The 25272-nt window shown below is 62.5% G+C and carries 17 protein-coding genes; all 17 read left to right on the forward strand.

All coding sequences use genetic code 11. The annotated features are described in order from the left end of the window. Positions 1-3: 3 nt before the first annotated feature. Positions 4-1572 carry a flagellar hook-associated protein 3 gene (locus AC3WL2_RS16275; protein ID WP_102683066.1) on the forward strand — a complete coding sequence of 523 codons (1569 nt, stop codon included), beginning with the start codon at positions 4-6 and terminating at the stop codon, positions 1570-1572. A gap of 141 nt (positions 1573-1713) precedes the next feature. Beyond that, complete coding sequence (locus tag AC3WL2_RS16280) at positions 1714-5286, forward strand: glycosyltransferase (protein ID WP_102683065.1); 3573 nt, start codon at positions 1714-1716, stop codon at positions 5284-5286. Between the two features lie 55 nt (positions 5287-5341). Next, positions 5342-8059, forward strand: a complete 2718-nt coding sequence (locus AC3WL2_RS16285; protein WP_102683064.1) for a glycosyltransferase — start codon at positions 5342-5344, stop codon at positions 8057-8059. Positions 8060-8312: 253 nt separating this feature from the next. Then, the gene (rfbF, locus tag AC3WL2_RS16290; protein ID WP_102683063.1) at positions 8313-9083 is read left to right on the forward strand and encodes a glucose-1-phosphate cytidylyltransferase; all 771 of its coding nucleotides are present in this window, start codon (positions 8313-8315) and stop codon (positions 9081-9083) included. Continuing rightward, positions 9065-10138: a CDP-glucose 4,6-dehydratase gene (gene rfbG / locus AC3WL2_RS16295; RefSeq protein ID WP_207238338.1), complete on the forward strand. Its 1074-nt coding sequence runs from the start codon at positions 9065-9067 to the stop codon at positions 10136-10138. Before rfbF ends, rfbG begins: the two co-directional genes overlap by 19 nt. Continuing rightward, positions 10135-11457, forward strand: coding sequence for a lipopolysaccharide biosynthesis protein RfbH (gene rfbH / locus AC3WL2_RS16300; protein WP_102683062.1), 1323 nt, complete (start codon positions 10135-10137; stop codon positions 11455-11457). The genes rfbG and rfbH overlap by 4 nt, the downstream gene beginning before the upstream one ends. Then, a complete protein-coding gene (locus AC3WL2_RS16305; RefSeq protein ID WP_102683061.1) occupies positions 11457-12152 on the forward strand; it encodes a sugar phosphate nucleotidyltransferase in 696 nt (231 codons plus the stop codon). The genes rfbH and AC3WL2_RS16305 overlap by 1 nt, the downstream gene beginning before the upstream one ends. Further along, complete coding sequence (locus tag AC3WL2_RS16310; protein ID WP_102683060.1) at positions 12149-13513, forward strand: GHMP family kinase ATP-binding protein; 1365 nt, start codon at positions 12149-12151, stop codon at positions 13511-13513. Before AC3WL2_RS16305 ends, AC3WL2_RS16310 begins: the two co-directional genes overlap by 4 nt. After that, entirely contained in the window at positions 13510-15405 is a 1896-nt protein-coding gene (locus AC3WL2_RS16315; RefSeq protein WP_102683059.1) for an N-acetylneuraminate synthase family protein, read from the forward strand. The genes AC3WL2_RS16310 and AC3WL2_RS16315 overlap by 4 nt, the downstream gene beginning before the upstream one ends. Positions 15406-15415: 10 nt before the next feature. Continuing rightward, complete coding sequence (locus tag AC3WL2_RS16320; RefSeq protein WP_158247511.1) at positions 15416-16612, forward strand: FkbM family methyltransferase; 1197 nt, start codon at positions 15416-15418, stop codon at positions 16610-16612. A gap of 7 nt (positions 16613-16619) precedes the next feature. Beyond that, a complete protein-coding gene (locus tag AC3WL2_RS16325; protein WP_102683057.1) occupies positions 16620-18407 on the forward strand; it encodes a thiamine pyrophosphate-binding protein in 1788 nt (595 codons plus the stop codon). A gap of 1 nt (position 18408) precedes the next feature. Further along, entirely contained in the window at positions 18409-19296 is an 888-nt protein-coding gene (locus tag AC3WL2_RS16330; protein ID WP_102683056.1) for a sugar phosphate isomerase/epimerase family protein, read from the forward strand. Then, positions 19293-20348 (forward strand): Gfo/Idh/MocA family protein, encoded by a 1056-nt coding sequence (locus tag AC3WL2_RS16335; RefSeq protein WP_102683055.1) that lies wholly within the window; start codon positions 19293-19295, stop codon positions 20346-20348. Before AC3WL2_RS16330 ends, AC3WL2_RS16335 begins: the two co-directional genes overlap by 4 nt. Next, on the forward strand, positions 20341-21171 hold the full coding sequence (locus AC3WL2_RS16340) for an SDR family oxidoreductase (RefSeq protein WP_173862432.1): 831 nt from the start codon (positions 20341-20343) through the stop codon (positions 21169-21171). Before AC3WL2_RS16335 ends, AC3WL2_RS16340 begins: the two co-directional genes overlap by 8 nt. Continuing rightward, positions 21165-22040, forward strand: coding sequence for a class I SAM-dependent methyltransferase (locus tag AC3WL2_RS16345; protein ID WP_102683053.1), 876 nt, complete (start codon positions 21165-21167; stop codon positions 22038-22040). The genes AC3WL2_RS16340 and AC3WL2_RS16345 overlap by 7 nt, the downstream gene beginning before the upstream one ends. Continuing rightward, positions 22037-23098 carry an NAD-dependent epimerase/dehydratase family protein gene (locus AC3WL2_RS16350; protein WP_256582633.1) on the forward strand — a complete coding sequence of 354 codons (1062 nt, stop codon included), beginning with the start codon at positions 22037-22039 and terminating at the stop codon, positions 23096-23098. Before AC3WL2_RS16345 ends, AC3WL2_RS16350 begins: the two co-directional genes overlap by 4 nt. A 69-nt stretch (positions 23099-23167) precedes the next feature. Then, a partial coding sequence (locus AC3WL2_RS16355; RefSeq protein ID WP_146023536.1) for a glycosyltransferase family 2 protein occupies positions 23168-25272 on the forward strand: 2105 nt, incomplete at its 3' end.

Genomic DNA, 25272 nt, shown 5'->3' on the forward strand with positions numbered 1-25272 from the left:
GCCATGCGCATCTCCACTCCGCAGTTCTACGCCAGCAGCAGCGCCAACTACGAGCGTACTTTTGGCAATCTCAACAAGACCCAGCAAGAAGCCAGCGACTTCATCCGCGTGCGCACCGCCGCCGATGATCCGGTTGGCTATGCGCGTCTGTTGCAGCTCGAACAGCAGCAGAACATGCTCGACCAGTTCAAGGGCAACATCACCAACGTGCGCAACGCGCTGGGCTCCAGCGAAAGCGCGCTCAATGCCATTGGCGCGGTGCTGCAGCGGGTCAACGAGCTGGCCATGAGTTCCGGCAACGGCAAGTTCACCGACGCTGATCGCAAGGCCAACGCCGAAGAACTGGCATCGCTGGAAGACCAACTTTTCTCGCTGATGAACAGCAGAGATGAGAACGGTAAGTACCTGTTCTCGGGTTCCAAGGGCGACACCCAGCCCTATGTGCGCAACTCTGATGGCACCTACAGCTATCAAGGCGACCAGAGCAATCTCATGCTGCAAGTGGGTGACATGCTCAGCCTGGCGGCCAACGAGACTGGCTACAGCGCCTTCGAGCAAGCGCTCAACACCAGCCGCAGCGAAACCAGGCAGACTGCCCCGCTGCCCAATGACGGCCGTGTCAGCCTGTCCAACGGCCAGGTGTCCGGTAGCGCAACCTACAACGACCGTTTCCGCAGCGGCGAGCCCTACAGCATCGAGTTCACCAGCAGTACCGAGTTCAAGATCCTCGACGCTGCTGGCAACGATGTCACCCTGGAAGCCAGCCAAGGGGGCAAGTTCGACCCTAAAGGGGAGAACAGCAGCATCAGTTTCCGCGGTGTGGATCTGCGCTTGAAGATCGATTTCAAGCCTGGGGATGAAGCCAACCCGGACGCAGCCATCGCTGGCCATACCTTCAGCCTCAGCTCCAAGGCCGACTCGATCTCCGGTAGCCGGAGTCCGGGCAACACGTCGTCGTCGCAGGTCACCGATGCCAAGATCACCGACCCGACCGCCTACAAGGCCGCGTTCCCGGGTGGTGGTGCCGTGCTCAAGTTTACCAGCGCTACCGACTTTGAACTGTACGCCGCGCCAATGACTGCCGACAGTCGCCCGGTTTCCTCGGGGACCCTCAGCGGGACCACGGCCACCGCAGCCGGTGTGAGCTTCGAGCTGTCCGGCCCGCCGAGTGCAGGTGATTCGTTCGGCATCAAGGTGGATACCCACCAGAACCAGAACGTCCTCAATACCATCAGCCAGTTGCGCACTGCGCTGAACACGCCGCAGGACAATGACCCGGCTGCGCGCCAAGCCTTCCTGGCCTCGTTGGACTCTGCGATAGGTAATATCGCCAGTGCCACCAACCAGGTGTCGTCCTCCATTTCGGCGATCGGTGGTCGCGGTCAGGCCCTTGATGTACAGGCTGAAACCAACGAGGCGCTGGGTATCGAGAACACCAAGACCCAGGGCTCGATCCGCGACAGCGACATCGGTGAAGTGATGATGCGTCTGGAGATGCAGAAGAACCAGCTGACAGCTTCGATGCAGTCTTTTGCCAAGATTTCCAGCCTGTCGCTGGTCAACTACATCTGATCGCTATGCCACAAGGCGGCTTGCTTTTGCTGCCGCCTTGCTCTCTGCCTGGCGCGATGCCGGGCAACGGGCCGGTCCAGGCCCGTGCCCTGGCCTTGCGGACCTGCCTGGCAATTCGAACCATCGCTTGAGTGACTTTCTGTGAACGCACAACCCCTCGTCAGTATCGCCATCCCAGCGTTCAACCCCGACTTCTTCCGCACCACGCTGAACAGCGCGTTGACCCAAGATTATCCCAATCTGGAAATCGTGGTCTGCGATGACAGTGCTGGAGGTGAAATCGAGGCGATCTGCCAGGAGCTGGGTGAGGGTTCGAGTAAGCCCCTGCATTACGTGCGCAACCCTCGCAGGCTTGGATTTGCCTGCAACCTGATGGCGTGTCTGGAGCGCTCGTCTGGAGACTTCATCAAGTTCCTTTGCGATGACGATACGTTGCTTGGGTATTGCATCAGCTTGCAGGTCAAGGCAATGGAAGGCCGGCCGGGGGTCAGCATGGTTACGGGCCAGCGGCTGATCTGCGCCGCAGACGATGTGCTCCTGCCATCGCGCCCGCTCAACTTCATCATCTCGCCCGAAAGCGCGGTACTCAAAGGGACTGACCTGCTCGACAGCATCGCCGATAACGTCCCCAACCTGTTTGGTGGTATCAGCCATGCGTTGTTTCGCAGGGCACAGGTCGAGGAGTACCTGCCTACGCTGGTGCAGGATGGACAAGGCTTCGTAGCGCGCCTTGATCTGGCACTTTTCAGCTGCCTGCTGCGCCGTGGCGATTTGTGCAGCCTTGAGCAGATTCTCAGCCTTGAGCGCGTTTACCCCGGGCGCCTGAGTCATCAGTCCACCATCATCGAGGCGGCCAAGGTCGAAACCGAGTGGCTGCGCCAGATGCTTGCGGCCCGTACAGGCGAGGCGGCGCCCTCTGCAGGTTGGGTGCGTTACCTTCCGCTGGCCTCTTATGCGGGAGGGGAGGGGCAGACGTGGGAAGAGGTGGACATGCGAGCCGCTTTTTCCAAGCAGATGGCCAACTACAACCAGCAAGTCGGTACTTACAGCCTTGATTTCACCGAGCTGTATGAGCAGTGGCTCGCGCACCGTGAGCTGTCGCCTGGCCAGGTGCGCTTGCTGCCCAAGCGTCTGGAGCAATGGCCTGCCATGCCGCGTATCGTTGTCGTCGTGTCGTGCAGCGAGGGCGAAGAGGACGCATTGCGTACCACTTTGGATAGCCTGGCAGTGCAGTCCTATGCGGCGAGTCGCATCCTGGTGGTCGCTGCGGCGGATGTCGAAGGGCTGGCGACAGAAGTGCAGTTCATCCGACCGCGTGGGCATGGGTTTGCCGAGCTTGAGCAATGGCTTGACGCTAACGATCAGGCAGAGTGGGTCTACCTGCTGCGTGCCGGTGATCGACTGCATCCTCACGCGCTGGTGATCATGGCTGAGCGTATGGCGCTGCGTGCCGAATGTGCCTGCTTGTACAGCGACGAAGGTAGCCATGATGGTCTGGCGCCTTCCCACCCGATCCTGAAGCCTGATTTCAACCTCGACCTGATGCGTAGCCTGCCCTATGTGGGGCGGATGTTGGCCTTCAGATGTTCGACGTTGCGTGCCTTGGGTGGTTTTGATGAGCGTTTCGCCGCACTTGCGCCACATGACCTGTTGTGGCGTGTGGTCGAGCAGCAGGGGCTGCAGGCCGTGGAGCACATTGCCGAGGTGCTGGTTCATTGCAAGCACACTTACGCCGACTGGCTGGGTGATGAACAGTGGCGAGAGCAGGCTGTCGGTGTGGTGCAGACGCATCTGCAGCGCCTTGGGGTCGGGGCGCAGGTGGACGCAATTGCGGGGGGGATGGTGTCCCGTGTCACCTACCAGCACGACCATGCTGCGAGCGTATCTATCCTGATCCATGCCGGGGCGTCGCTGCCGGTGTTGACCCGTTGCGTCGAGTCGCTGCTGGCCAATACCGCCTATGGTAGCTTCGAAGTGTTGCTGGTGGCGGACGAGCAGACGCCGGTTGATGTGCTTGCCTGGCTGTCGGCAATGGCTGGCATGGGTAGCGATCAGTTGCGTGTGGTTCAGGTGGCCGGCCACGGCCGGGCATCTGGCCTGAACCTTGCCAGCCAGCAGGCGCGCGGCGACTATCTGTTGTTGCTCGACAGCGACTGCGTGTTGTTCGACCGGCAATGGCTGCAGGAGTTGATGCAGCACGCCCAGCGTCCGGAAGTCGGCGTGGTAGGCCCCAAGCTCTTTTCCAATGATGGCAACGTTGTTTCTGCGGGCCTCGTGCTGGGACTCAACGGCCTGGTCGGCAGTGCGTTCGTTGGCTGTGGGGTGAATGCCGACAGCTACATGAACCGCTTGGGCATGGTCCAGAACTGGAGCGCCTTGAGCCTCGATTGCCTGGTTGTGCGCAGTGAGCTGTTTGCCGAGTTGGGCGGCCTGGATACGGCAGCCTTGCAGGCGTCCCTGTTCGATGCAGACCTATGCCTGAGAGCACGTGAAAAGGGGTATCTGGTTGTCTGGACACCATTTTCCAGGGTGGTCAAGTTCCCCTCGGCGGTGCCGGACGCGCAAGTGGCGCAACCCGGATCTTGCGATGGTGACGTCTTTTTTGACCGCTGGTTGCCCTGGATTGCCTGGGACCCGGCCTACAACCGGAACTTGAGCCTGAAGCTTGCGAACTTCAACTTCGAGCCTGGGTTGCGAACAGGGTGGGACCCGTTCATGGCCCGTGCCATGCCTTCGGTGCTTGGGTTGCCGAGCAATACCTCGGCCATTGGTCACTACCGCGTGGTCCAGCCGTTCACAGAGCTGGAACAACGCGGCTGGATTCAGGGGCGTATCAACTACAGCACGCCTGGCCTGATCGAGCTGGAGCGGGAGAAGCCTGATGTGCTTATCCTGCAATGTCGCTACATGCCGCACAGTATCAGGGAGTTGAGCCAGCTCAAGCGTTACTCGAATGCCCGGCGCATCTACGAACTCGATGACTATGTGATCGAGCCATCGCAGAAGAACGACCATGTGCGCAACTTGCCGACCAACATCCGCGAGCTGGTCAGTGAGGGCGTAGGCTTGTGCGATCGGGTCGTGGTGTCCACCGAGCCGTTGGCCGATGCGCTTTCGAGCATGCACCATGACATCAGGATCGTTCCCAACATGCTCTCGGCTTCCTTGTGGACGGGCCTGGCCAGCGAGCGCCAGACCAGCGCCAGGCCGCGTGTCGGTTGGGCCGGCGGAACCAGTCATCGCGGTGACCTCGAGTTGCTGCTGGAGGTCATCAAGACCCTGGCCAATGAAGTGGACTGGGTGTTCTTTGGTATGTGTCCGGAAATGCTGCGGCCCTACATCAAGGAGTTTCACCCGGGGATTTCGTTCGCCGAATACCCGCGCAAACTGGCCAGCCTGAATCTTGATCTCGCGCTGGCGCCGCTTGAGCAGAATCTGTTCAACGACTGCAAGAGCAACCTTCGCCTGCTGGAGTACGGTGCTTGCGGTTTCCCGGTGATCTGCACCGACACCAAAGCCTATGCCGGCTACCTGCCGTGTACGCGGGTGAAAGACAACAGTACGGCGCAGTGGCTGGAGGCGATTCGCATGCACCTCGCCGATCCGCAGGCCAGCTATCGACAGGGTGATGCCCTGCGTGAGGTGGTGCTGCGAGACTACTTATTGACATCGCACCACCTGCAGCATTGGGCCAATGCCTGGTTGGCGGACTGAGTCTGGTAGCAGCCCGATACCCGGGCTGCAAAACGAAATTTTTGAAGAGGGCGCTATGGCCGAAATCACAACCGCACCATGCACCGAGGTGACTGTCATACTGCTGGGGCAGGGGCTGGCGGACTACCGGGCCCGTGCGCGCCATCATTACCAGCGGGCCGGTGTCCCGTGCCTGGCGCTCGACGCGTTGCAGCATTACCGCGAGCACCTTGTGCGGTTGCTGCAACAGGTCACTACGCCCTACGTGGTGCTCACCCATGAGGCTGACTTCGCGCTGCCGCCGGCCTTGCAGCGTGCTGCCACTTGCCTGGGCGAGCAACCCCAGGTTTGTGCAGCTCAGGGCCATGCCCTGGGTTTCGATGTGGGTAATGCCCAACTGACCTACCACAAGCTGGGTGGTGCGATGCCTGCGCGGGAAGGTGAGGGAGGGCTGGCCCGCTTGCGCCAGTATGGCCTTGCCGGCCGTCAGGCGTGGCGTGCAGTCACGCGCCTGCCAGCCCTGCAGGCTGCCCTGATGCAGGCGCCGGCTGATGCCGATCTGGCTGATTTTTGCCTTGGGTTGTCTTATGCGATCCTCGCTCAGGGAGAGGTTGCTGCCCTCGAGCAGACCGATGTGCTGTGCGCAATGCAGACTGAGGGTCGCGAGCAGGTGCAGCGCGAGGAGCGCCTGAACCGGGCGCTGTTCGACCTGCGCCAGCGGGATGCCCAAGGGGAGGCGTTGTGCGTTGGCGACGCGGAGTTCGCCGTGCTCCATCGCTTTGTTCGTGAGACCTACGACCAGGGGGACGCACCGTTGCTGTTCACCTCCACCTGGACCAGCGTGATCGATGACCCGGAGCGGCTTTTCGAGCCCCGCCAGTACGTCGAGATGCCTTACTACAACAGCGCCCTGTTCACTCAGCTGGTGGCGCTGGAGTTTCTTTGCCATGCGTTGCCGGCAGGCAAGGCGCAGCATGCGGCGCTGGAAGGGAGTTGGGTGCGTCAGCGGGACCTGGTGCAAGTACATCCTAATGACACGCCTGCAAGCCTTCAGTTACGTTACATGCAGGCGTTGGCGCTCGGCTTGTTCGATCCGCAGCTTTGCCACAAGCTCGTGGAATCGATGGGGGCAGAGCACGATAGTGATCAGGTCCGCGAAATGCGCAATTGGCTGGAGCGCTTGCAGCAGGTGTCGGGTATCGACCTTCAGCCGCGGCTGCAGGCCACCGCTTCCGGGCAGTTGCTGGCAAGCCTGGCGCAGGCGACACCGGACACTGCAGCACGCGAGCAGGTGCTGAAGTACCTGTCCGCTCACCCCGCAGGGCAGATTGCGTTCGTGGTGCTGGACCTGAAGAACGACGACGCGGCGTTGCAAGCCACCTTCGACAGTCTCCTGGCCAGCGGTATCCGTGACTTCAAACTGGTAGTGCTCAAGGGTGGCAAGCCTCCGGTCATCACTACGGCGCGCGACACCTTGCACTTCGTTCAGGTCAACGACGGTAACTGGTTGGCGCACCTGAACCAGGTGGTACGTCAGCTGCCGAGCGAATGGCTGATGCTCCTGCAGGCCGGCGACGAACTGCAGGCCGGTGGGTTGCTGCACTTGCTGGTGGAGTTGGCCGAGTCGCCTGCCTGTCAGGCGATCTGTGCCAATGAGGTACAGCGAGACGAGGAGGGGCGGTTGCACGCGGTGGTGCGCCCCGGTGCGGATCTGAACCTGTTGCGCAGCCAGCCTGGCCTGATGTCCCGGCACTGGTTGCTGCGCCGCCAGGCAGTCATCGAGCTGGGAGGTTACAGTGAGGCTCACCAGCAGGCACTGGAGTTCGACCTGTTGCTGCGTCTTGTCGAGTCGCACGGCGTTGGCTGCATGGCGCACCTGGATGACTATCTGGTTGTCGCGCAGCAGGCCTCGGCGGCGTTGATGCAGGCATCCCAAGGGGCGCTCAATCGTCATCTCGCCCAGTTGGGCTATCGTGCCCAGTTGAGCGAGCAGCAAGGCGAAGGGCAGCGTATCGATTTCCGACATGCGGCAACGCCGATGGTGAGCATTCTGCTCGCCAGCACAGGTGATCATGCCCAGCTCGACGCATGCCTGACCAGCGTGCTGCAGCGTACGCGATACCCTCGTTACGAAGTGCTGGTGGTATGCGCTGAAGAGGAAGTGGGTGCCTTGCAGCACCTGGGTGGACGTGTCCAGGTGCTGGTGGGCGAGCCTGGCGTGTCGCGCAATGCCTGGCTGAACCAGGCGGCGGAGCAGGCGCGGGGCGAGTACCTGGTGCTGCTCTCGGCGCAATGCCAGGTAATCGCGCCTGCCTGGATCGAAGGGTTGCTCAATGAAGCGCAGCGCCCCGAGGTGGGGGTAACCGGGGCGGCCTTGTATGCGCCCGATGGCACCCTGGCACATGGCGGATACGCCCTTCTGGAAGGTCCGCAGGTGGTAGCGCCATGGCAGGGGCTGTCGGCAGAGGAGTGCCGCATTGCCCGTTGGCCAGAGGCCGTGCGTGGTTGTGCGGCCGTCTCGGCAGATTGCCTGATGGTGCGTCAGGATGTCTTCGCCCATTGTGGCGGCCTGCAGATGGCGGAGGGGGCGGACCTTGATCTGTGCCTTGCAGCCGCGCAAGCCGGGCAACTTGTGGTGTGGACGCCTCAGGCGCAGTTGCAGGTGAGCGCGCAGCCGGTGCTGGGCGAGCGCCTGGCGCTTGACCTGCAGACTCGTTGGCCGTCGGCGTTCTGCGGCCGCAGCCTGCAGGCCCCCGCCATGGCCTGGCTCGAGCAGGTCCGCCAAGCTCGGTAAGTCAGGCGATTTATTGACGGGTTGCGGCGCCAGTCGTCGCAACCCTGCTTTGCCCCCCCCTTTCCCTTCCGCATGCGTCATGCCTTGCCGTGCGGTCCGCACTTCCCGCCCATCGCCCAAATGAGCCAAAAACACTGGCGTAACCGAGCGCTTGCGAAATTGGCAATCTTTTTGCTTTGAAAGCCCAAGTTGCTGAATTGGTCAGTATTTTGTCAGCCCGTCCGGGGCAGCGGCCTCTCAAGGTAAGTCGACAATGAAAACAGTCATCCTGGCCGGCGGCCTGGGTACACGCATCAGCGAAGAGTCCCATCTTCGTCCCAAGCCAATGATCGAGATCGGCGGCAAGCCCATCATCTGGCACATCATGAAGATCTACTCGCACTACGGGATCAACGACTTCGTGATCTGCCTCGGTTACAAGGGCTACGTGATCAAGGAATACTTCGCCAACTATTTCCTGCACATGTCCGATGTCACCTTCGACATGTCGGAAAACCGTATGCATATCCACAACCGCAACGCCGAGCCCTGGCGCGTAACCTTGGTGGATACCGGCGAGAACACCGCGACTGGCGGGCGGATCAAGCGTGTGCGCGACTATGTGGGCGACGAGACCTTCTGCCTGACTTATGGCGATGGAGTGGCCAATGTCGACATCGGCGCACTGGTCGACTTCCACAAGCATCACGGCAAGCTATCGACGGTCACGGCCGTGCAACCACCAGGGCGCTATGGCGCACTCGACGTGCGTGGCGAGCAGGTGCATGGCTTCCAGGAAAAACCATTGGGTGACGGTGGCTGGATCAATGGTGGCTTCTTTGTACTTGAGCCTGGCATTTTCGATTTCATCGAGGGCGACGACACCACCTGGGAATATGAGCCGATGCGCGCGCTGGCCCAGAGCGGCCAGCTGATGAGCCATACCCACCGTGGATTCTGGCAGGCGATGGACACCCTGCGTGATCGCAATTACCTGGAAGAGCGCTGGAAGTCGGGAGAGGCGCAATGGCGGGTATGGTCGTAAGCCGCAGCTTCTGGAGCGGGCGTCGGGTCTTCTTGACCGGGCACAGCGGCTTCAAGGGCGGTTGGCTGGGGTTGTGGCTGAGCGAGCTGGGCGCCCAGGTGTATGGCTACTCCCTGGCGCCGGGCACATCGCCGGCGTTGCATGACTGCCTGGGATTGAGCGAGCGGATGGCTGGCGAGTTTGCGGACATCCGTGACGCGGCACAGTTGGCGCGCAGCCTGGCGGCGTTCCGTCCGGATGTGGTGCTGCACCTTGCTGCACAGCCGTTGGTGCGTGAGTCCTACCGCACTCCGGCCGAAACCTATGCGACCAATGTGACCGGTACCCTGAACCTGCTTGAGGCGGTGCGTCAGTGCGACAGCGTGCAAGCGGTACTGGTGGTGACCAGTGACAAGTGCTACGAAAACCGTGAATGGCAGTGGCCCTATCGCGAGCAGGATGCCCTTGGCGGGCATGACCCCTACAGCAGCAGCAAAGCCTGTGTCGAGCTGCTGTGCGCCTCGTGGCGCGATTCATTCTTGCGCGAGCGTGGTGTTGCACTGGCAACGGTCCGTGCTGGCAACGTGATCGGCGGCGGCGACTGGTCGGCCGATCGCCTGTTGCCCGACATCCTGCGTGCCTGGGATGCCAATGAGTCGCTGGTGCTGCGCTATCCGGGCGCGGTGCGTCCCTGGCAGCACGTCCTTGACCCGTTGCAGGGCTATCTGCTGCTGGCTCAGGCGCTGGTGGAGCAAGGCCAGGCCATGGCTCGGGCGTGGAACTTCGGCCCCGACAGCGAAGGCACCGCCACCGTCGGCGAGGTGGTGCAGACCATGGCCACGTTGTGGCCAGGCGAGGCGCGCTGGTCGGTGGAGGCACTTGCACAGCCGCACGAGGCCGGCCTGCTCACCCTTGACTCCTCCAGGGCCCGCCAGCTTTTGGGCTGGCGCCCGGTCTGGGGGTTACAGCAAGCCTTGCACCAGACCCTTGAATGGCATCGTGCCTGGCGCGATGGCCAAGACATGCAGCACTACAGCCGCGCGCAGATCGCGGCTCATGAAGGCGAAATCCAATGACTGATCAAACGGCGCAGCAGTTGCGTCAGCAAATTGCCGAGCTCGTAGGCCGTTATGCCGAGCTTGAGCTCACCGCGCCATCGTTCGTGCCAGGGCAGCATGCCGTGCCGCCATCGGGCAAGGTTATCGGAGCGCCCGAGCTTCAGGCCATGACCGAGGCGGTGCTCGATGGCTGGCTGACCACTGGGCGCTTCAATCAGGCGTTCGAAAAGCGCCTGGCGCGCTACCTTGGACGGCGCGGCGTGCTGACGGCCAACTCCGGCTCTTCCGCCAACCTGTTGGCGTTCTCGGCCCTGACCTCGCCACGATTGGGCGACCGGGCGATCATGAAGGGCGATGAGGTCATCGGCGTAGCTGCGGGCTTCCCCACCACGGTCAACCCGATCCTGCAGTTCGGTGCGGTGCCGGTGTTCGTCGATATCGAGATGGGCACCTACAACATCAACCCGGACTTGATTGAAGCCGCGATCGGCCCGCGCACCAAGGCGATCATGCTCGCTCACACCCTGGGTAACCCGTTCAACCTCAAGGTCGTGCGGGAGCTGTGTGACCGCTACGGGTTGTGGTTGATCGAGGATTGCTGCGATGCCCTGGGTGCCACCTACGATGGCCGTCAGGTCGGCAGCTTTGGTGACCTTGGCACACTCAGTTTCTATCCCGCGCACCACATCACCATGGGGGAGGGTGGGGCGGTGTTCACCGATTCGCCGCTGCTCAAGCGTATCGTCGAGTCGTTCCGGGACTGGGGGCGCGACTGCTATTGCGGCCCAGGCGAAGACAATACCTGCCACAAGCGTTTCTGCTGGCAACTCGGCGACCTGCCCCAGGGGTATGATCACAAGTACACCTACTCGCACCTGGGCTACAACCTGAAGATCACCGACATGCAGGCTGCCTGCGCGCTGGCGCAGATGGACCGGGTGGATGACTTCATCGCCGCGCGCAAGCGTAACTTCGCCTGGCTCAGCGATCGCCTGGCCGGGTGCACCGAGCAACTGATCCTGCCCCACGCCACCCCCGGCAGCGACCCCTCGTGGTTTGGTTTTCCGTTGACTCTGCGCGATGGCTGTGGCGTAGAACGCCTGAACCTGTTGCGCCACCTCGATGCGCAGAATGTCGGCACACGCTTGCTGTTTGCTGGCAACCTGACCCGCCAGCCGTACATGAAAGACCAGCAATACCGGGTAGCCAGTGACCTGAGCGTGACCGACAAGGTCATGAAGGACACGTTCTGGATCGGCCTGTGGCCGGGTTTGGGCGAGGCGCACCTGGAGCATGCGGCAAGCAGCATCGAAAGCTACGTGCGGAGACTGCGCTGATGCGCGCCTACGTGCTGTGTGGCGGCTTTGGCACGCGCCTGCAGAGTGTGACCCAGGGCGGTCAGAAAGCCCTGGTGCCGGTGCATGGCGCACCGTTTCTGCAGGCGGTCCTGTGCCAGTTGGCGCAGGCGGGCGTGACCGAGGCGGTGCTGTGCGCACATTTTCGTGCCGACCAGATGGCCGAGCAGCTCAGCGTGTTGGCAACGGCCAGTGGCCTGTCGCTGCATCTGGTGGTCGAAGCCCAGCCACTGGGCACCGGTGGGGCGTTGCTCAATGCATTGCAGGAGCAGCCCGCGCAGGCCCGTTATCTGGTGCTCAACGCCGATACCTACCTGGATGCGCCGGCCTATCGCCAGGCGCTGCAGGCCGACGGCAATTGTGTGGTCGGGGTCAAGGTCGCTGACCGCAGCCGCTACGGTAGCCTGGCGCTCGACAGCGAAGGTGGCTTGCGTGCGATAGAAGAAAAAGGGCCGGCTGGCCCGGGCCTGATCAACGCGGGGGTTTACGCCTTTGTTGCCACGGCATTTGCCGGTGCCACCGTGCAGGCATGTTCACTGGAGCGCGACCTGCTGCCCTCGCTGCTGCAACGGGCAACGGTGGGCGTAGGTGAATACGAGGGGCGCTTCATCGATATCGGCACGCCGGAGTCGTTCGCCCGTTATGCCAGTGAATTCCAGGGGGGCACTGCACCATGAACTCACTCGTCCAGACCCTGAGCATCAGCGCGCGGCGCAGCATTCTCGATGCCATCGAACATATCGAGGCCGGTGCCTTGCAGATCGCCTTCGTTGTCGACGATGGCGGTTGCCTGGTGGGTGTGGTGACCAATGGTGATGTGCGTCGACACCTGCTGCAGGGGGGGCAGACCGACGCCCCCGTCACTACCTGCATGAACCGCCAGTTCAGGGCGGTAGCTGTCGGCACTTCGCGAGAAGAGCTGCTGAAACTGTTCGACCTTGGCTACATTGCCATCCCAGGGGTAGATGCTGAGCAGCGCTTGGCTGAAGTCTACACCCGCCAGTTGGCCGCAAGTGCCGAGGTGCCGGTGCTGGCGCGGGCTCGAGCGCCGGTGCGCATGAGCTTCTGTGGAGGCGGTACCGACCTTACCTATTTCTTCATCGACCACCCGGCGGCGGTGCTCAGTTGCACGGTCGGTTTGTATGCCCATGCCACGCTGGTGCCACGCAAGGACCAGCAGATCAGCATTCATGCTGAAGACCTGGCGCGCGAGGAGCACTTCCATTCGCTGGCTGACCTGTTGGCAGCCCCTGAGAAAAGCCTGCTGGCCACCATCATTGCGGTGATCAAGCCTGACTACGGGTTTGACCTGTTCCTGCGTTCGGACTTCCCGGTGGGCTCTGGCCTTGGCGGGTCTTCGGCGGCCACCACGGCGACCATTGCAGTGTTCAACGAGCTGCGCCAGGACCGCTGGAGCACCTACGAGATCGCCGAGCTCGCCTTCCAGGCCGAGCGCCTGTGCTTTGGCATTGCGGGGGGCTGGCAGGATCAGTACGCCTCTGCGTTCGGCGGTTTCAACCTGATCGAGTTCGAGAACCAACGCAACCTGGTGCACCCGATTCGCCTGGAAGACGCGATCCGCAACGAATTCGAATCATGCCTGCTGCTGTGCAATACCGGCATCTCCCACGATTCGGGGCGCCTGCACGAACAACAGCGCGAAGAGATCGAAGCCCAGGACTCGCAAACCGAACTGCTGCACGCCAGCGTGGCGTTGTGCCGGCGGATGCATCGCCACCTTATCCGTGGCGAACTGCGCGGTGTCGGGGTTTGCCTCGATGAGGCCTGGCGCCTGAAGAAGCGCTTCTCAACTGCGATCAGCCACGGTCGGCTCGACGATATCTATGAAGCGGCCATCGCCGCTGGCGCGGTGGGCGGCAAGTTGCTGGGCGCAGGCGGCGGCGGCTTCTTCCTGTTCTATGTCCAGCCACAGCTACGTCAGCGGGTGATCCGCGTGTTGTCCGAGCTTGGCTGCGAAACCCAGAATTTCCGATTTGAATCCAGCGGCGTAACCTCATGGCGAGCGAAAATCCAATGACCCCCATTCTTCTTGACGGCACCCCGCTGGGCGGCGAGCACGTCTATGTCATCGCCGAGGTGGGCAACAACCACAACGGCTCCCTGGAGCTGGCCCTGCGCCTGGTCGATGCCTCCATCGAAGCCGGTGCCGACTGCGTCAAGTTCCAGTTGCGCAACCGTGAGGCCCTGTATCGACGCAAGGCCGATGGTTCGCGAGCCGAAGACTTGGGCGTCGAGTACATCCAGGACCTGCTGGACAAGGTCGAGCTGAGCCTGGACGAGCATCGCAAGGTACGTGACTACTGCGCCCAGAAGGGCATTACCTACCTGTGCACGCCCTGGGACGAGCCTAGTGTCGATGCGCTGGCGACCTTCGATGTGGCGGCGCTGAAAATCGCATCGGCCGACCTGTGCAACCCGTATCTCATCGCCAAGGCCGCCAGCCTGGGCAAGCCGTTGATTCTGTCCACCGGCATGTCGTTCGAGCACGAAATCATCCGTGCAATCGAGCAGCTCAACGCGCTCGGCACGCCATTCGCGCTGCTGCATTGCAACAGCGCCTACCCGGCACCGGAGTCCGATATTCAGCTGGGCTATCTGCGCCGTTTGCAGGAGCTGCACGGGCTGGTTGGCTACTCCGGCCATGAGCGAGGCATCGCCATCACCCTGGGCGCTGTGGCGCTGGGTGCCAAGCTGGTGGAGCGGCACATCACCCTGGATCGCGACATGGAAGGGCCGGACCACCTGGCCAGCCTTGAGCCGACCGAGTTCCGCCAACTGGTCGACGGTATTCGCCAACTGCAACTGGCCTTGCCGTGGCAAGGGCCTGGGCGTCATGCCAGCCAGGGTGAATTGCTCAACCGCGAGAACCTGGCTAAAAGCGTCATCGCTGCCCGCGATATCAGCCGAGGCACCCTCATCAGCGCCGATATGCTGCGGGTGGCCAGCCCCGGCCAGGGCCTGGCGCCGTATCGCCTCGAAGAGCTGCTGGGCAAACCGGCAAACCGTGATATCAGCCAAGGCGATTTCCTGTTCGACAGCGACCTGCAAGAGCAGCAGGCGAGCCAGCCTTTGACGTTCAACCTCCCCGTACGCTGGGGCGTACCAGTTCGGTACCACGACTTCGCCGATTATCATCGCCGCATTACCCCCGACCTGTTCGAGTTCCATCTCTCGTACCGTGACCTGAGCCTGGCACCGGCGCCTTTCCTGGCGCGCACCGAGTGTTCGCGGCTGGTCGTCCACGCCCCGGAGCTGTTCGAGAACAGCGAACTGCTGGACCTGGTGGCCGATGACCCGGCGTATCGTCAGCGCTCGATCGACAATCTGCAGCGGGTGGTGGATGCCACCTTGCAGATTGGTGAGTTCTTCCCCCACGCCGATGCCCGGTTGATCGTCGCCAACATCGGAGGTTTCTCTGCCGACCAGCCGCGACCGCTGGCCATGCGTGGCGAGCTTTACGAGCGCTTCCACGAGGCCTGTGCGCGGGTCGACTTTGCCGGGACCGAATTGATCCCGCAGAACATGGCGCCGTTCCCTTGGCACTTCGGTGGCCAGCGTCACCAGAACATCTTCATGATGCCCGACGAGCTGGCCGAGCAGGCACGCACCCATGGCTTGCGCCTGTGCCTGGACTTGTCCCACCTGCAGATGACCTGCTTCCACTTCGGCCTCGACTTCCAGGCTGCGCTGCACAAGCTGCTGCCGTACTCGGCGCACCTGCATGTGGCCGATGCCAAGGGCACCAACGGTGAAGGTGTGCTGATGGGCACCGGCGACATCGATTGGCCTGCCAGTTGGGCACAGATTGCACAAAACACCCATGCCAGCTTCATCCCTGAAGTCTGGCAGGGCCACAAGGACCACGGTGCCGGCTTCTGGTCGGCGTTGCGTTTCCTCGAATCATTGTGAGGCGCCATTGATGACTGTTGAACATCTGAACGACCGCCTGGAGCGCTTGCTGAGCGAGCCCGTGGAAGCCATCCGCCAGCGCCAGCACGAAACGCTTGATCACCTGCTCGGCGGCCTGGACAAGCCCTTCATCCTGTTTGGCGCCGGCAACCTGGGGCGCAAGGCTGTCAAGGTCCTGCAAGGCATGGGGCTGCGCCCCGAGGCGTTCATCGACAACAATCCGGCTCTCTGGGGCAGCGAGGTTCAGGGCGTCCCGGTGTTCAAGCCAGCAGACTACGTGGCGCAGCACCAGGGCGAGCTGCCAGGCATGATCGCCACTATCTGGTGCGGCGAAGCGACCGATCGCATGCAGGATCGCCTTGAGCCCTTGCTGGCCTTGGGCTTCCAACGCATCGCGCTGTTCGGGCACCTGGCATGGCGTTACCACGAGAGCTTCCTGCCGCACTATTCGCTGGACCTCCCGGAAAAGGTGGTTGCCCAAGCCGAGCGCATTCGCCAGGCTTATGCCTTGCTGGGCGACGACGCATCGCGCCAGTTGTTCGTCGATCACGTGCAATGGCGTCTGTTCCTCGACTACGACCTGCTGCCGCCTGCTTCGCCACGTGCAATCTACTTCGATGCAGCGTTCAGCAACACCAGGGCTGACGAGGTGGTCTACGACATTGGCGCGTTCAATGGCGATTCTGTCGAAGGGTATCTGCACAGCGGCCGCCCGTTCAGCCAGATTCATTCGTTCGAGCCATCGTCGGCCAACCACGCGGCGTTGCGTGCCACGCTGGCGGCATTGGAGGGCAGCGAGCGCTTCCATGCCCACCAGAAGGCTGTCGGCGACAGCAGCGGTGAAATCTTCATGGAAGCCACTGGTGGCCCTGCTGCCCGTGTTGGCAGCGGCAGTGAGCGCGTGCAGGTGACAACCCTCGATGAGCTGGCCGAAACCATCGCCTCCCCGACGTTCATCAAGATCGATATCGAAGGGTTCGAACCGCAGTGCCTGGCTGGCGGCAAGCGCCTGATCAGCGAGCGCCAGCCGCTTATCGCCGTGTGCGTGTACCACGAGCAAGACCACCTTTGGAGCATCTTGCTGCAACTGCACGGTTACTACCCGGGCTACCACTTCAGCCTCGGGCCGCACCTGGCAGAAGGCTGGGACCTGGTGCTGTACGCCGTGCCTGCCGACCGTCTTCCCACTTTGAATCGTGCCGAGTAAAGCCCCCATGCGCGTTGCCGACTATATCTTCCAGTTCATCGCCGACCAGGGCATCGGGCATGTGTTCTTCCTGCCTGGCGGTGGTGCCATGCACCTGAACAATGCCTTGCTGCGCCAGCCGCGTCTCAGTGCGGTCAGCATGCTTCACGAGCAAGGCGCGGCCATCGCTGCCGAAGGCTATGCCCGTACCTCGGGGCGCTTCGGCGCCTGCCTGGTCACCTCCGGCCCTGGGGCCACCAACGCTATTACCGGCCTGGCCGGTGGCTGGTTCGAATCCACGCCGATGTTCTTCGTGTCGGGCCAGGTCAAGCGTGCCGATCTCAAGGGCGAGACTGGCCTGCGCCAGTTGGGGACCCAGGAGCTGGATATCGTCAGCGTGGTCAGCCCGCTGAGCAAGTACGCTGTGTGCCTGCTCGACCCCCTGCGCGTGCGGTACGAGCTGGAAAAGGCTGCCTACCTGATGCTGAACGGGCGCAAAGGCCCGGTGTGGCTGGATGTGCCCCTGGATGTTCAGGCTACCGAGATCGACCCTGGCCAGTTGGAAGGCTTCGAGCCGCCCGAAGATGACGCCCACTTGCCCGACGCGGCTGCGTTGCAGCGTTTGGCTCAGCGTTTGAAAGAGGCACAGCGCCCGGTACTGCTGGTTGGCAATGGTGTGCACTGTGCCTCGGCTGAAACCAGCCTGCGTCAGCTGGTCGAGCAACTGGGTATTCCGACCCTGACCACCTGGATCGGTGCCGACCTGCTGGAATTCGATCACCCGCTCTACTTCGGGCGTTGTGGTACGGTTGCCGCCCGTGGGGCCAACTTCACTGTGCAGAATGCCGACCTGGTACTGGCCATCGGTTGCCGCATGGATTTCTCCATCACCGGTTTCAACCGCGCGCATTTCGCCCGTGCTGCCGACATCGTGGTGGTAGACATCGATGCGGCCGAAATCGACAAGCTCGGTGATATGCCTGACGAGCGCTTCGTCTGCGATGCCAAGGCGTTCATCGACGGCCTGAGCCAGGCCACCGCGCAGGGAGACCATGCCTATCCTGCCTGGATCGAGCGTTGCACGGCGTGGAAGCACAGCTACCCGGTGGTGCTGCCGGAGTACCGTAAGCCGAGCCCTTACGTGAATACCTATGTGTTTGCCGAAACCCTGTCGGCAGCCATGGCCGAAGGCGACCAGATCATTCCGGGAAGTTCCGGTGCGGCGCTGGACACCTTCTGGCTGGCCGTGCGCCTCAAGCGTGGCCAGCGCGCGGTGGCCACAGGCGGCCTCGGTTCGATGGGCTATGGCCTGCCAGCGTCCATTGGCGGCTGCCTGGGCAGCGGACGGCGGCGGACCATTTCGGTGGATGGTGACGGTGGTTTCGTCATGAACATTCAGGAGCTTGAAGTGGTACGCCGCCTGCGCCTGCCGATCAAGTACTTCATCCTGAACAATAACGGTTATGCCTCGATCCGCGCTTCCCAGGGCGGGTATTTCAAGGAAACCATCGGGTGTGATCCGGATTCCGGGCTGACCCTGCCGGATATCAGCGCCCTGGCTGCCGCCTTTGGCCTGGCGACCGTGCGTATCACCGGTGAGGATGACCTGCGTGCCAGCCTGGACAAGGTATTGGCCCAGGAAGGCCCGGTGCTCTGTGAACTGATGGTCGAGCCTGACCAGGCCATTGGCCCGCGGGTGACCTCGCGCATCGGCCAGAACGGCGCAATGGTTTCAAGGCCACTGGAGGACTTGTTCCCCTTCCTTGAGCCAGAAGAGTTGCAGGCCAACATGCTGATTCCGCTGGTGGAGCAATGACATGAGCGATTACCTGAGCCAGTACGCCGACGCCGGCCTGTACACCATGCAAGGCCGGTTGGGGGCGCCCGAGGGCGGGCGCTTCCAGTCCTTCCCCCGCGATGGCTGGATGCGCGAAATCGAGAATGCCCGCAAAGCCGGGCTGCGTGGTATCGAGTGGATCTACGACCTGTATGGCGAAGGGGCCAACCCGCTGGAAACCCCGGAAGGCCGCGAGCAACTGCGCCAGGCGCTGAACGCCCACGAGGTTTCGGTGGTATCGATCTGCGCCGATTACTTCATGGATCGCCCGCTGCTGCGCTGCAGCGAAGCCGAGCATCAGCAGTTGCTTGAACGCCTGCAGTGGCTGTTGGGCATCTGCCCGGAAATGGGCGTTACCCGCGTGGTATTGCCGTTTGTCGATGCTTCCAGCATGCGTACCGTGGATGAGTGCGAGCAGGTCGTCAAGGCGCTGACCAAAGTGCTGCCCGAAGCCGAGCGCTTTGGGGTGGAACTGCACCTGGAGACCGACCTGGGGCCTCAGGATTTTGCGGCATTCCTGGCACGTCTGGACCACCCGATGGTGTGGGTGAACTACGACGCGGGCAACAGTGCATCGCTGGGGTTCCGCCCAGCAGATGAGTTTGCTGCCTACGGCAAGCGCATTGGCAGTTTCCACATCAAGGACCGGCGCCAGGGCAGTACTACCGTGCCCCTGGGGCAGGGGGATGCTGATTTTGCCGAGCTGCTCGAACAACTGCGCCGTTATGACTACCGCGGCGATTTCGTGCTGCAGGTGGCGCGCGGTGAGCCGGGTGATGAAGTGCGCTGGCTGGCGCAGATGGCGACGCTTGCCTGTGAGTGGCTGCGTGGCAACGCCTTGAGCGAGAAAAAGGGAGCAAACCTGTGAAAGTGCTGTTCTGTGGCCTGGGTGGGATTGGCCAGCGTCATTTGCGCAACCTGCGCCAGTTGCTGGGCGAGCGCCTTGAGGTGCACGCCTATCGAGTACGTGGCCAGAAGATCAAGCTGCGCGACAACCTGACCATCGATGAAGGCGCTGACCTGGAAACCGACTACGGAATTACCGTGCACCGGGACCTGGACGCGGCGCTGGCGGTGGCGCCGGACGCTGCGTTCATCTGCAATCCAAATGCGCTGCACGTACCGGTAGCGCTGGCCTGCGTCAAGGCCAACGTACCGGTATTCATGGAAAAGCCCCTGGCCAGCGACCTGCACGGTGTGTCCGAGTTGCTGGAGGAGGTTCGCCAGCGCCGCCTGGTGTTCCACGTGGGCTACCAGTTCCGCTTCCACCCTGGCCTGCAGCGCATGAAAGCCCTGCTCGACAGCGGCTTCTTCGGCCGCCTGATCAGTGTGCGTGCCGAAATAGGCGAGTACTTGCCCAATTGGCATCGTTATGAAGATTACCGGCAGATGTATGCGGCCCGTGCCGACCAAGGTGGCGGCGTGGTGCTTTCGCAGATCCATGAAATGGACTTGCTCTATTGGTTCTTCGGCCTGCCGCAGGGTATCACCAGCCATGGCGGCCAGTTGAGTGGCCTGGAAATCGACGTCGAAGACAGTGTGTCTTCGTTGCTGCGTTATGACAGTTCCGCCGGGCGCTTCCCGGTGATGCTGCATCAGGACTACCTGCAGCGGCCGCCGGTGCGTGTGTTCAAGATCGCAGGCGATGCCGGTGTGGCTGAGATGGACCTGCTGGCCAACCGCCTGCGGGTGTATGACACCCAGGGTGAGTTGTGCGAGCAGGATGCCTTTGAAGGTTTTGCGCGCAACGACATGTTCCTTGCCCAGGCCGGGCATTTCCTGGAATGCGTGTCCAGTGGCGAGCGGCCGGTCGTGGACTTGCATGATGGCTTGCAGAGCCTGCGCCTGGCCCTGGCTGCCCTGCGTTCGCTGAAAGATCAGCGCGAAATCCGCCTTGATGAGGTTCAGGTCGATGAATGACGTGCAGGCACTGTTTGATCTGAGCGGCCGCGTGGCAGTGATCACCGGTGGTGCCGGCTTGCTGGGTTACCAGCATGCCGCCACCATTGCCGGTCTGGGCGGCACGCCAGTTTTGCTGGATATCGACGCTGCTGGTCTTGAGCGCAATGCCGCGAAACTTCAGGAAACCTATCCCTGCAAGCCCCTTGCCCTGGTCGCCGACATCACCGACCTGGCTGCCGTGAAAGATGCCGCCGATCAAGTGCAGGCTGCGTTCGGCAAGGTCGATATCCTGATCAACAACGCTGCCCGCAACCCCAAGGTCGAAAACACCGACGGCCAGGATTTCTCGCGGCTCGAGCATTTCCCCTGGGAGCAGTGGCGCCTGGATATCGACGTGGGGCTGGGGGGCGCTTTCAATTGCGCCAAGATATTTGGCAGCCAGATGGCGAGCCAAGGGCGTGGGGTGATCATCAACATTGCCTCTGATCTTGGCGTCATTGCGCCGGACCAGCGTCTGTACCGGGTCGATGGCCGAGAGGCGGACAACCAGCCGGTGAAGCCTGTGACCTACTCGGTGGTCAAGCATGGCCTGATTGGCCTGACCAAGTACCTGGCCACTTACTGGTGCGAGCAGGGCGTACGTTGCAACGCCTTGTCTCCAGGGGGTGTTTTCGCTGGGCAGAACGATGTGTTTCTCAGCCGCCTGACCCAGCTCATTCCGCTGGGGCGCATGGCCGAGGCTGACGAGTACCGGGGGGCGATAGCCTTCCTGTGCTCGGATGCCAGCACTTACATGAACGGTACGAACCTGGTGGTCGACGGGGGGCGCAGCACATGGTGACCTCGCCTGGGGACTTCATTGCCCGCGCCTGCATCTGTTGTGCCAGCGAGCAGTTGGACAAGTCCGGCGCGGTGCTGATGCCCTTCGTGGCCAAGCGGGTCTTTGATCACGACCCTGTCGAGATCACTGTCGAATGGGGCCTGCGCGACCTGCGTGTTGGCATGGCCTACACCCTGTGCAATTCGGTGCAGTGCCAGGTGTGTGGCGCGCTGTTTCTCGACTACCGCTTCACGGATACGCAGATGGCCGCGTTGTATGCAGGTTATCGGGACGAAGCCTACACCCGCCAGCGCGACCACTACGAACCCGGCTATGCCGCCGTGGCCGCGCATTACCACGGGCGTGAGGACTATATCGCCGACGTCGAGCACTGGCTGGCAAGGCATGTCCCCAGGCAGCCTGCGGTGCTCGACTGGGGAGGTGGCAGCGGCCTGAACACGCCGTTCCGGGGGCAGCATTCGCTGCTGCACGTGCATGACATATCGGCGGTAGAGCTGGCCGATGGGGCTGAGTCGATCAGCCCGGACCAATTGGTGCGTGGCCGCTACGATCTGGTGACATGCTGCCAGGTGCTGGAACATGTCTCATCGCCAAGGTCGCTCCTCGAGCAGATCCTCCCAGCGATGGGTCGCGACACTTTGCTTTATCTCGAAGTGCCTCATGAGGCGCTGATGCGCGAGCATCCGGATAGCCTGACCCTCGCCAGGGCCAAGAAGCACTGGCACGAACACATCAACTTCTTTACCCAGCAAGCACTCCATCGGCTGGTAGAGGGTGCCGGGCTGAGGGTGGTCGATAGCCACCTGTTGCCGGTTGACCTCGGCTGGCGCAAAGCCGAGGTGATGGGCGTGCTGGCGAGGTTGGCATGATGTTCGAGGCGTTCGACCCGCGTAGCGATGGCCAGGTTGGCGAGGAGCTACGGCGCCTGCCCGTGCTGGCTGAGTTGCATGAAGCGTTGGCCGGCAAGCACTTGTTGGTGACCGGGGGAACCGGCTTCTTCGGGCGCTGGCTGCTGGCGCTGGTCAATCAGCTCAACCGCGTAGGGGCTGACATCGAGGTGACGCTGGTCTCGCGGGATCCGGCTGCTTTCCTGGCGGCAATGCCGGGCTATCGCGAATGTGCCTGGCTGCGTTGGCAGGTCACCGACATTCGCCGCTTGGGCGCGCTGCCCGGGCGGCCTGCGCAGTTGATCGTGCATGCAGCAGCAGATACTTCGGCCGCTGCTCATGCGCAGCCCTTGGCGTTGTTCGAAACAATTGTCGAAGGCGCCCGTCGGGTGTTTGACCTGGCTGTGCAAAGCGGTTGCGAGCGCGTGCTAATTACAGGCTCTGGCGCCCAGTACGGCGACTTGCCTAGTGACCGTGGGGTGCCAGAGCAGCATGCCGGTGCCTGCCCAAGCAACCAGGCCGGCAGCGCGTACGGCGAAGGCAAGCGGGCGCAGGAAACCCTGGCCGCCCTCTATGCCCAGGCCCATGGCCTGCCGGTAGTGATGACCCGCTGCTTTGCTTTTGCAGGCCCCGGCCTGCCACTGGATGCACACTTCGCTATCGGCAACTTTGTGCGCGATGCCCTGTTCGCCGACGAAATCGTACTCAATTCAAGCGGCGAGGCTGTGCGCAGCTACCTGCATGGTGCCGACCTGGCTGCTTGGCTACTGCTGTTGCTGGTGCGCGGCGAACCTGGGCAGGCCTACAACGTCGGCTCCGACCAGCCAGTGACTATCGCCGAGCTGGCTGAGCGGGTCATTGCCCGTGTCGCGCCGCACAAGCCGCTGCGCATCCTGGGGCGGCCAGAGGGCGCAGCGCGCTCTTTCTACGTGCCCGATACAAACCGTGCCAAGGCACTGGGGCTGCAAACCTGGACTTCGCTGGACGGCTGCATCGACAGCATGGCCCGTTGGGCCCATGCACTGCCGCGTTCGGCCTGAGCTTCAGTGCCATCGATCCGGGGCTGTAGCCCCGGCGACCTTCCATTTCTTGCTCAAGGTGTGACGCTGATGCGTGAACTCTTTTCCAGGCGGCCTCAGCCCTATTACATCTATGTGTCGGAATACCGGCGCAGCTCTGCAGGCATTCGCGTTTTGCACATGCTCTGCGACGCGCTGAACCGTTCTGGCCAGGAGGCCTACATTGTCACTGTCCAAGGCCAGCCAGAATTGGTGACGCCCTTTCTCAGTGACGACATCAAGCGCCGCCATGAAGCGTTGGGGCTGGAGCCCATTGCCGTTTACCCAGAGGTCATCGACGGCAACCCCTTGAACGCCAATATCGTGGTGCGCTATCTGCTGAATCAGCCAGGGTTCATCAGAACCACCGCAGACTTCGGCGATAACGACATCTTTTATGCCTACACCCGTGACCTGGTGCAGCCAGGCATGCCGGCCGACCGCGTGATGTTCCTCCCGGCGTTCGATCTGAGCGTTTTCCGTCCCAGCGATGACCCCAGCAAGCGGGTTGCGGGCAAAGTTTGCTACTACCTGGGGCGTAGCCAGCAGGCCACGATCGATCCGTCACTGCTGCCGGCAGACGCTGTCGAGATCACGCCGCACTGGCCAGACAGCTGGGAGGCACTGAGCGTTTTGTTCCAGCAGTGCGAGTACTTCTACTGCGGTGAGTCCTCGGGGCTGGCCGCCGAGGCAGTGCTGTGTGGTTGCCTGGCTGTGGTTCTGCCGAGCCGCTGGGCACCCAACAAGATTGCCCAGCACGAAAGCAAAAGCCATGGCGTAGCCTGGAGCCTTGAGCCGGATGAGCTCGAGCGGGCCAGAAGCACGATTGGCATGCTGCGTGAGCGCCTGTTGATGCAGCAGCGTGAGTTTTGGGAGGCTCTGGATCGCTTTATCGAAACGACCCAGGCAGCTGCGCGCATGCTACTGGCGACGGCCCCTGCGCGCTCGCTGCCTGCCTGGCTGCAGGGGCGCCACAGCATGGCGCAGCGACGTTTGGCATCGACCGATGCCAGCCTGCGCCCGGCAACGGCAACTCTCGACATACGGGTGCTCGCTGATGGCGCTGTTGGCTCTGCAGCATTGGCTCGTACGCTGCAAAGCCTGGAGGGCTGCCCGCTCGATACGCTTCAGGTGACGGTGCTTGCCCCCTCGCAGGTGGTGCCTGGCGTGGAGCATGTGTTCTGGGACGGCAACCAGACGGCCAGTGTAGTCAATGCCCTGGTGCAGCGGTCGACGGCGCGCTGGCAGTTGATCGTGCGGGCGGGGGTGGTCTTTAGTCATGATGCGTTGCTGGTCATCGGTCGTGAGCTGGCGGTGCTGCCCGATGAATGTGTGGCGCTGTATGCCGATGAGGTCAGTCGCGCCGCGGATGGCAGCCTTGGCGAGGTGCTGCGCCCCGATCTGAACCTTGACCTGTTGCTGGGAGACCCGGGCGGGCTCGGTGGGCACTGGTTGTTGCGCCAGGACGCGTTGCTGCAACTGGGCGGTTTCGATGGCGCTTATGGGCAAGCCTTCGAACTTGACTACCAGCTGCGCCTGATCGAGCATTTTGGCCTTGGTTGCGTTGCTCATGTGGCTACGCCCTTGCTGGTCAAGGATTTGGCGCAACGCCAGGCGTGCCCTCACGAGCAGGCCGCTATTGCTCGGCATCTCAACGCCCGTGGCTATGATCTGGGGAAGGTGACGACCCTGCCTTCAGGGCGCTACCGCATCGCCTATGGCCAGGCCTCGCAGGCCTCGGTAAGCATTCTCATACCGCTGCGAGGAACATTGACGCAGTTCCAACGTTGCATCACTTCGCTGCTGGAACGCACTCGCCATGAAGTGCTGGAGGTGCTGCTGATTGCACCTACCGACCTCGACGAAGAGGTTCACGCCTGGCTCGCGGCCGTTGAACAGATTGCAGGTGGGCTATTGCGTGTCCTGTCGTTCAAGGCGGGTCTGCCCTGGGTGTACCTGTGCAACCAGGCTGCCCAGCAGGCCAGCGGTGAGTATCTGGTCTGGCTGGAAGGCGCCACGACGGAACTTGGGCAGGACTGGTTAGGCCTGCTTCTGGAGCACGCCCGGCGCCCGGAAGTAGGGGCGGTGGGCGGCAAGCTGCTGACACCGGCAGGCGACATTTTCAGTGCGGGCATGGTGCTGGGGCTAGAGGGGGT

Source organism: Pseudomonas sp. FW305-96 (assembly GCF_058783825.1).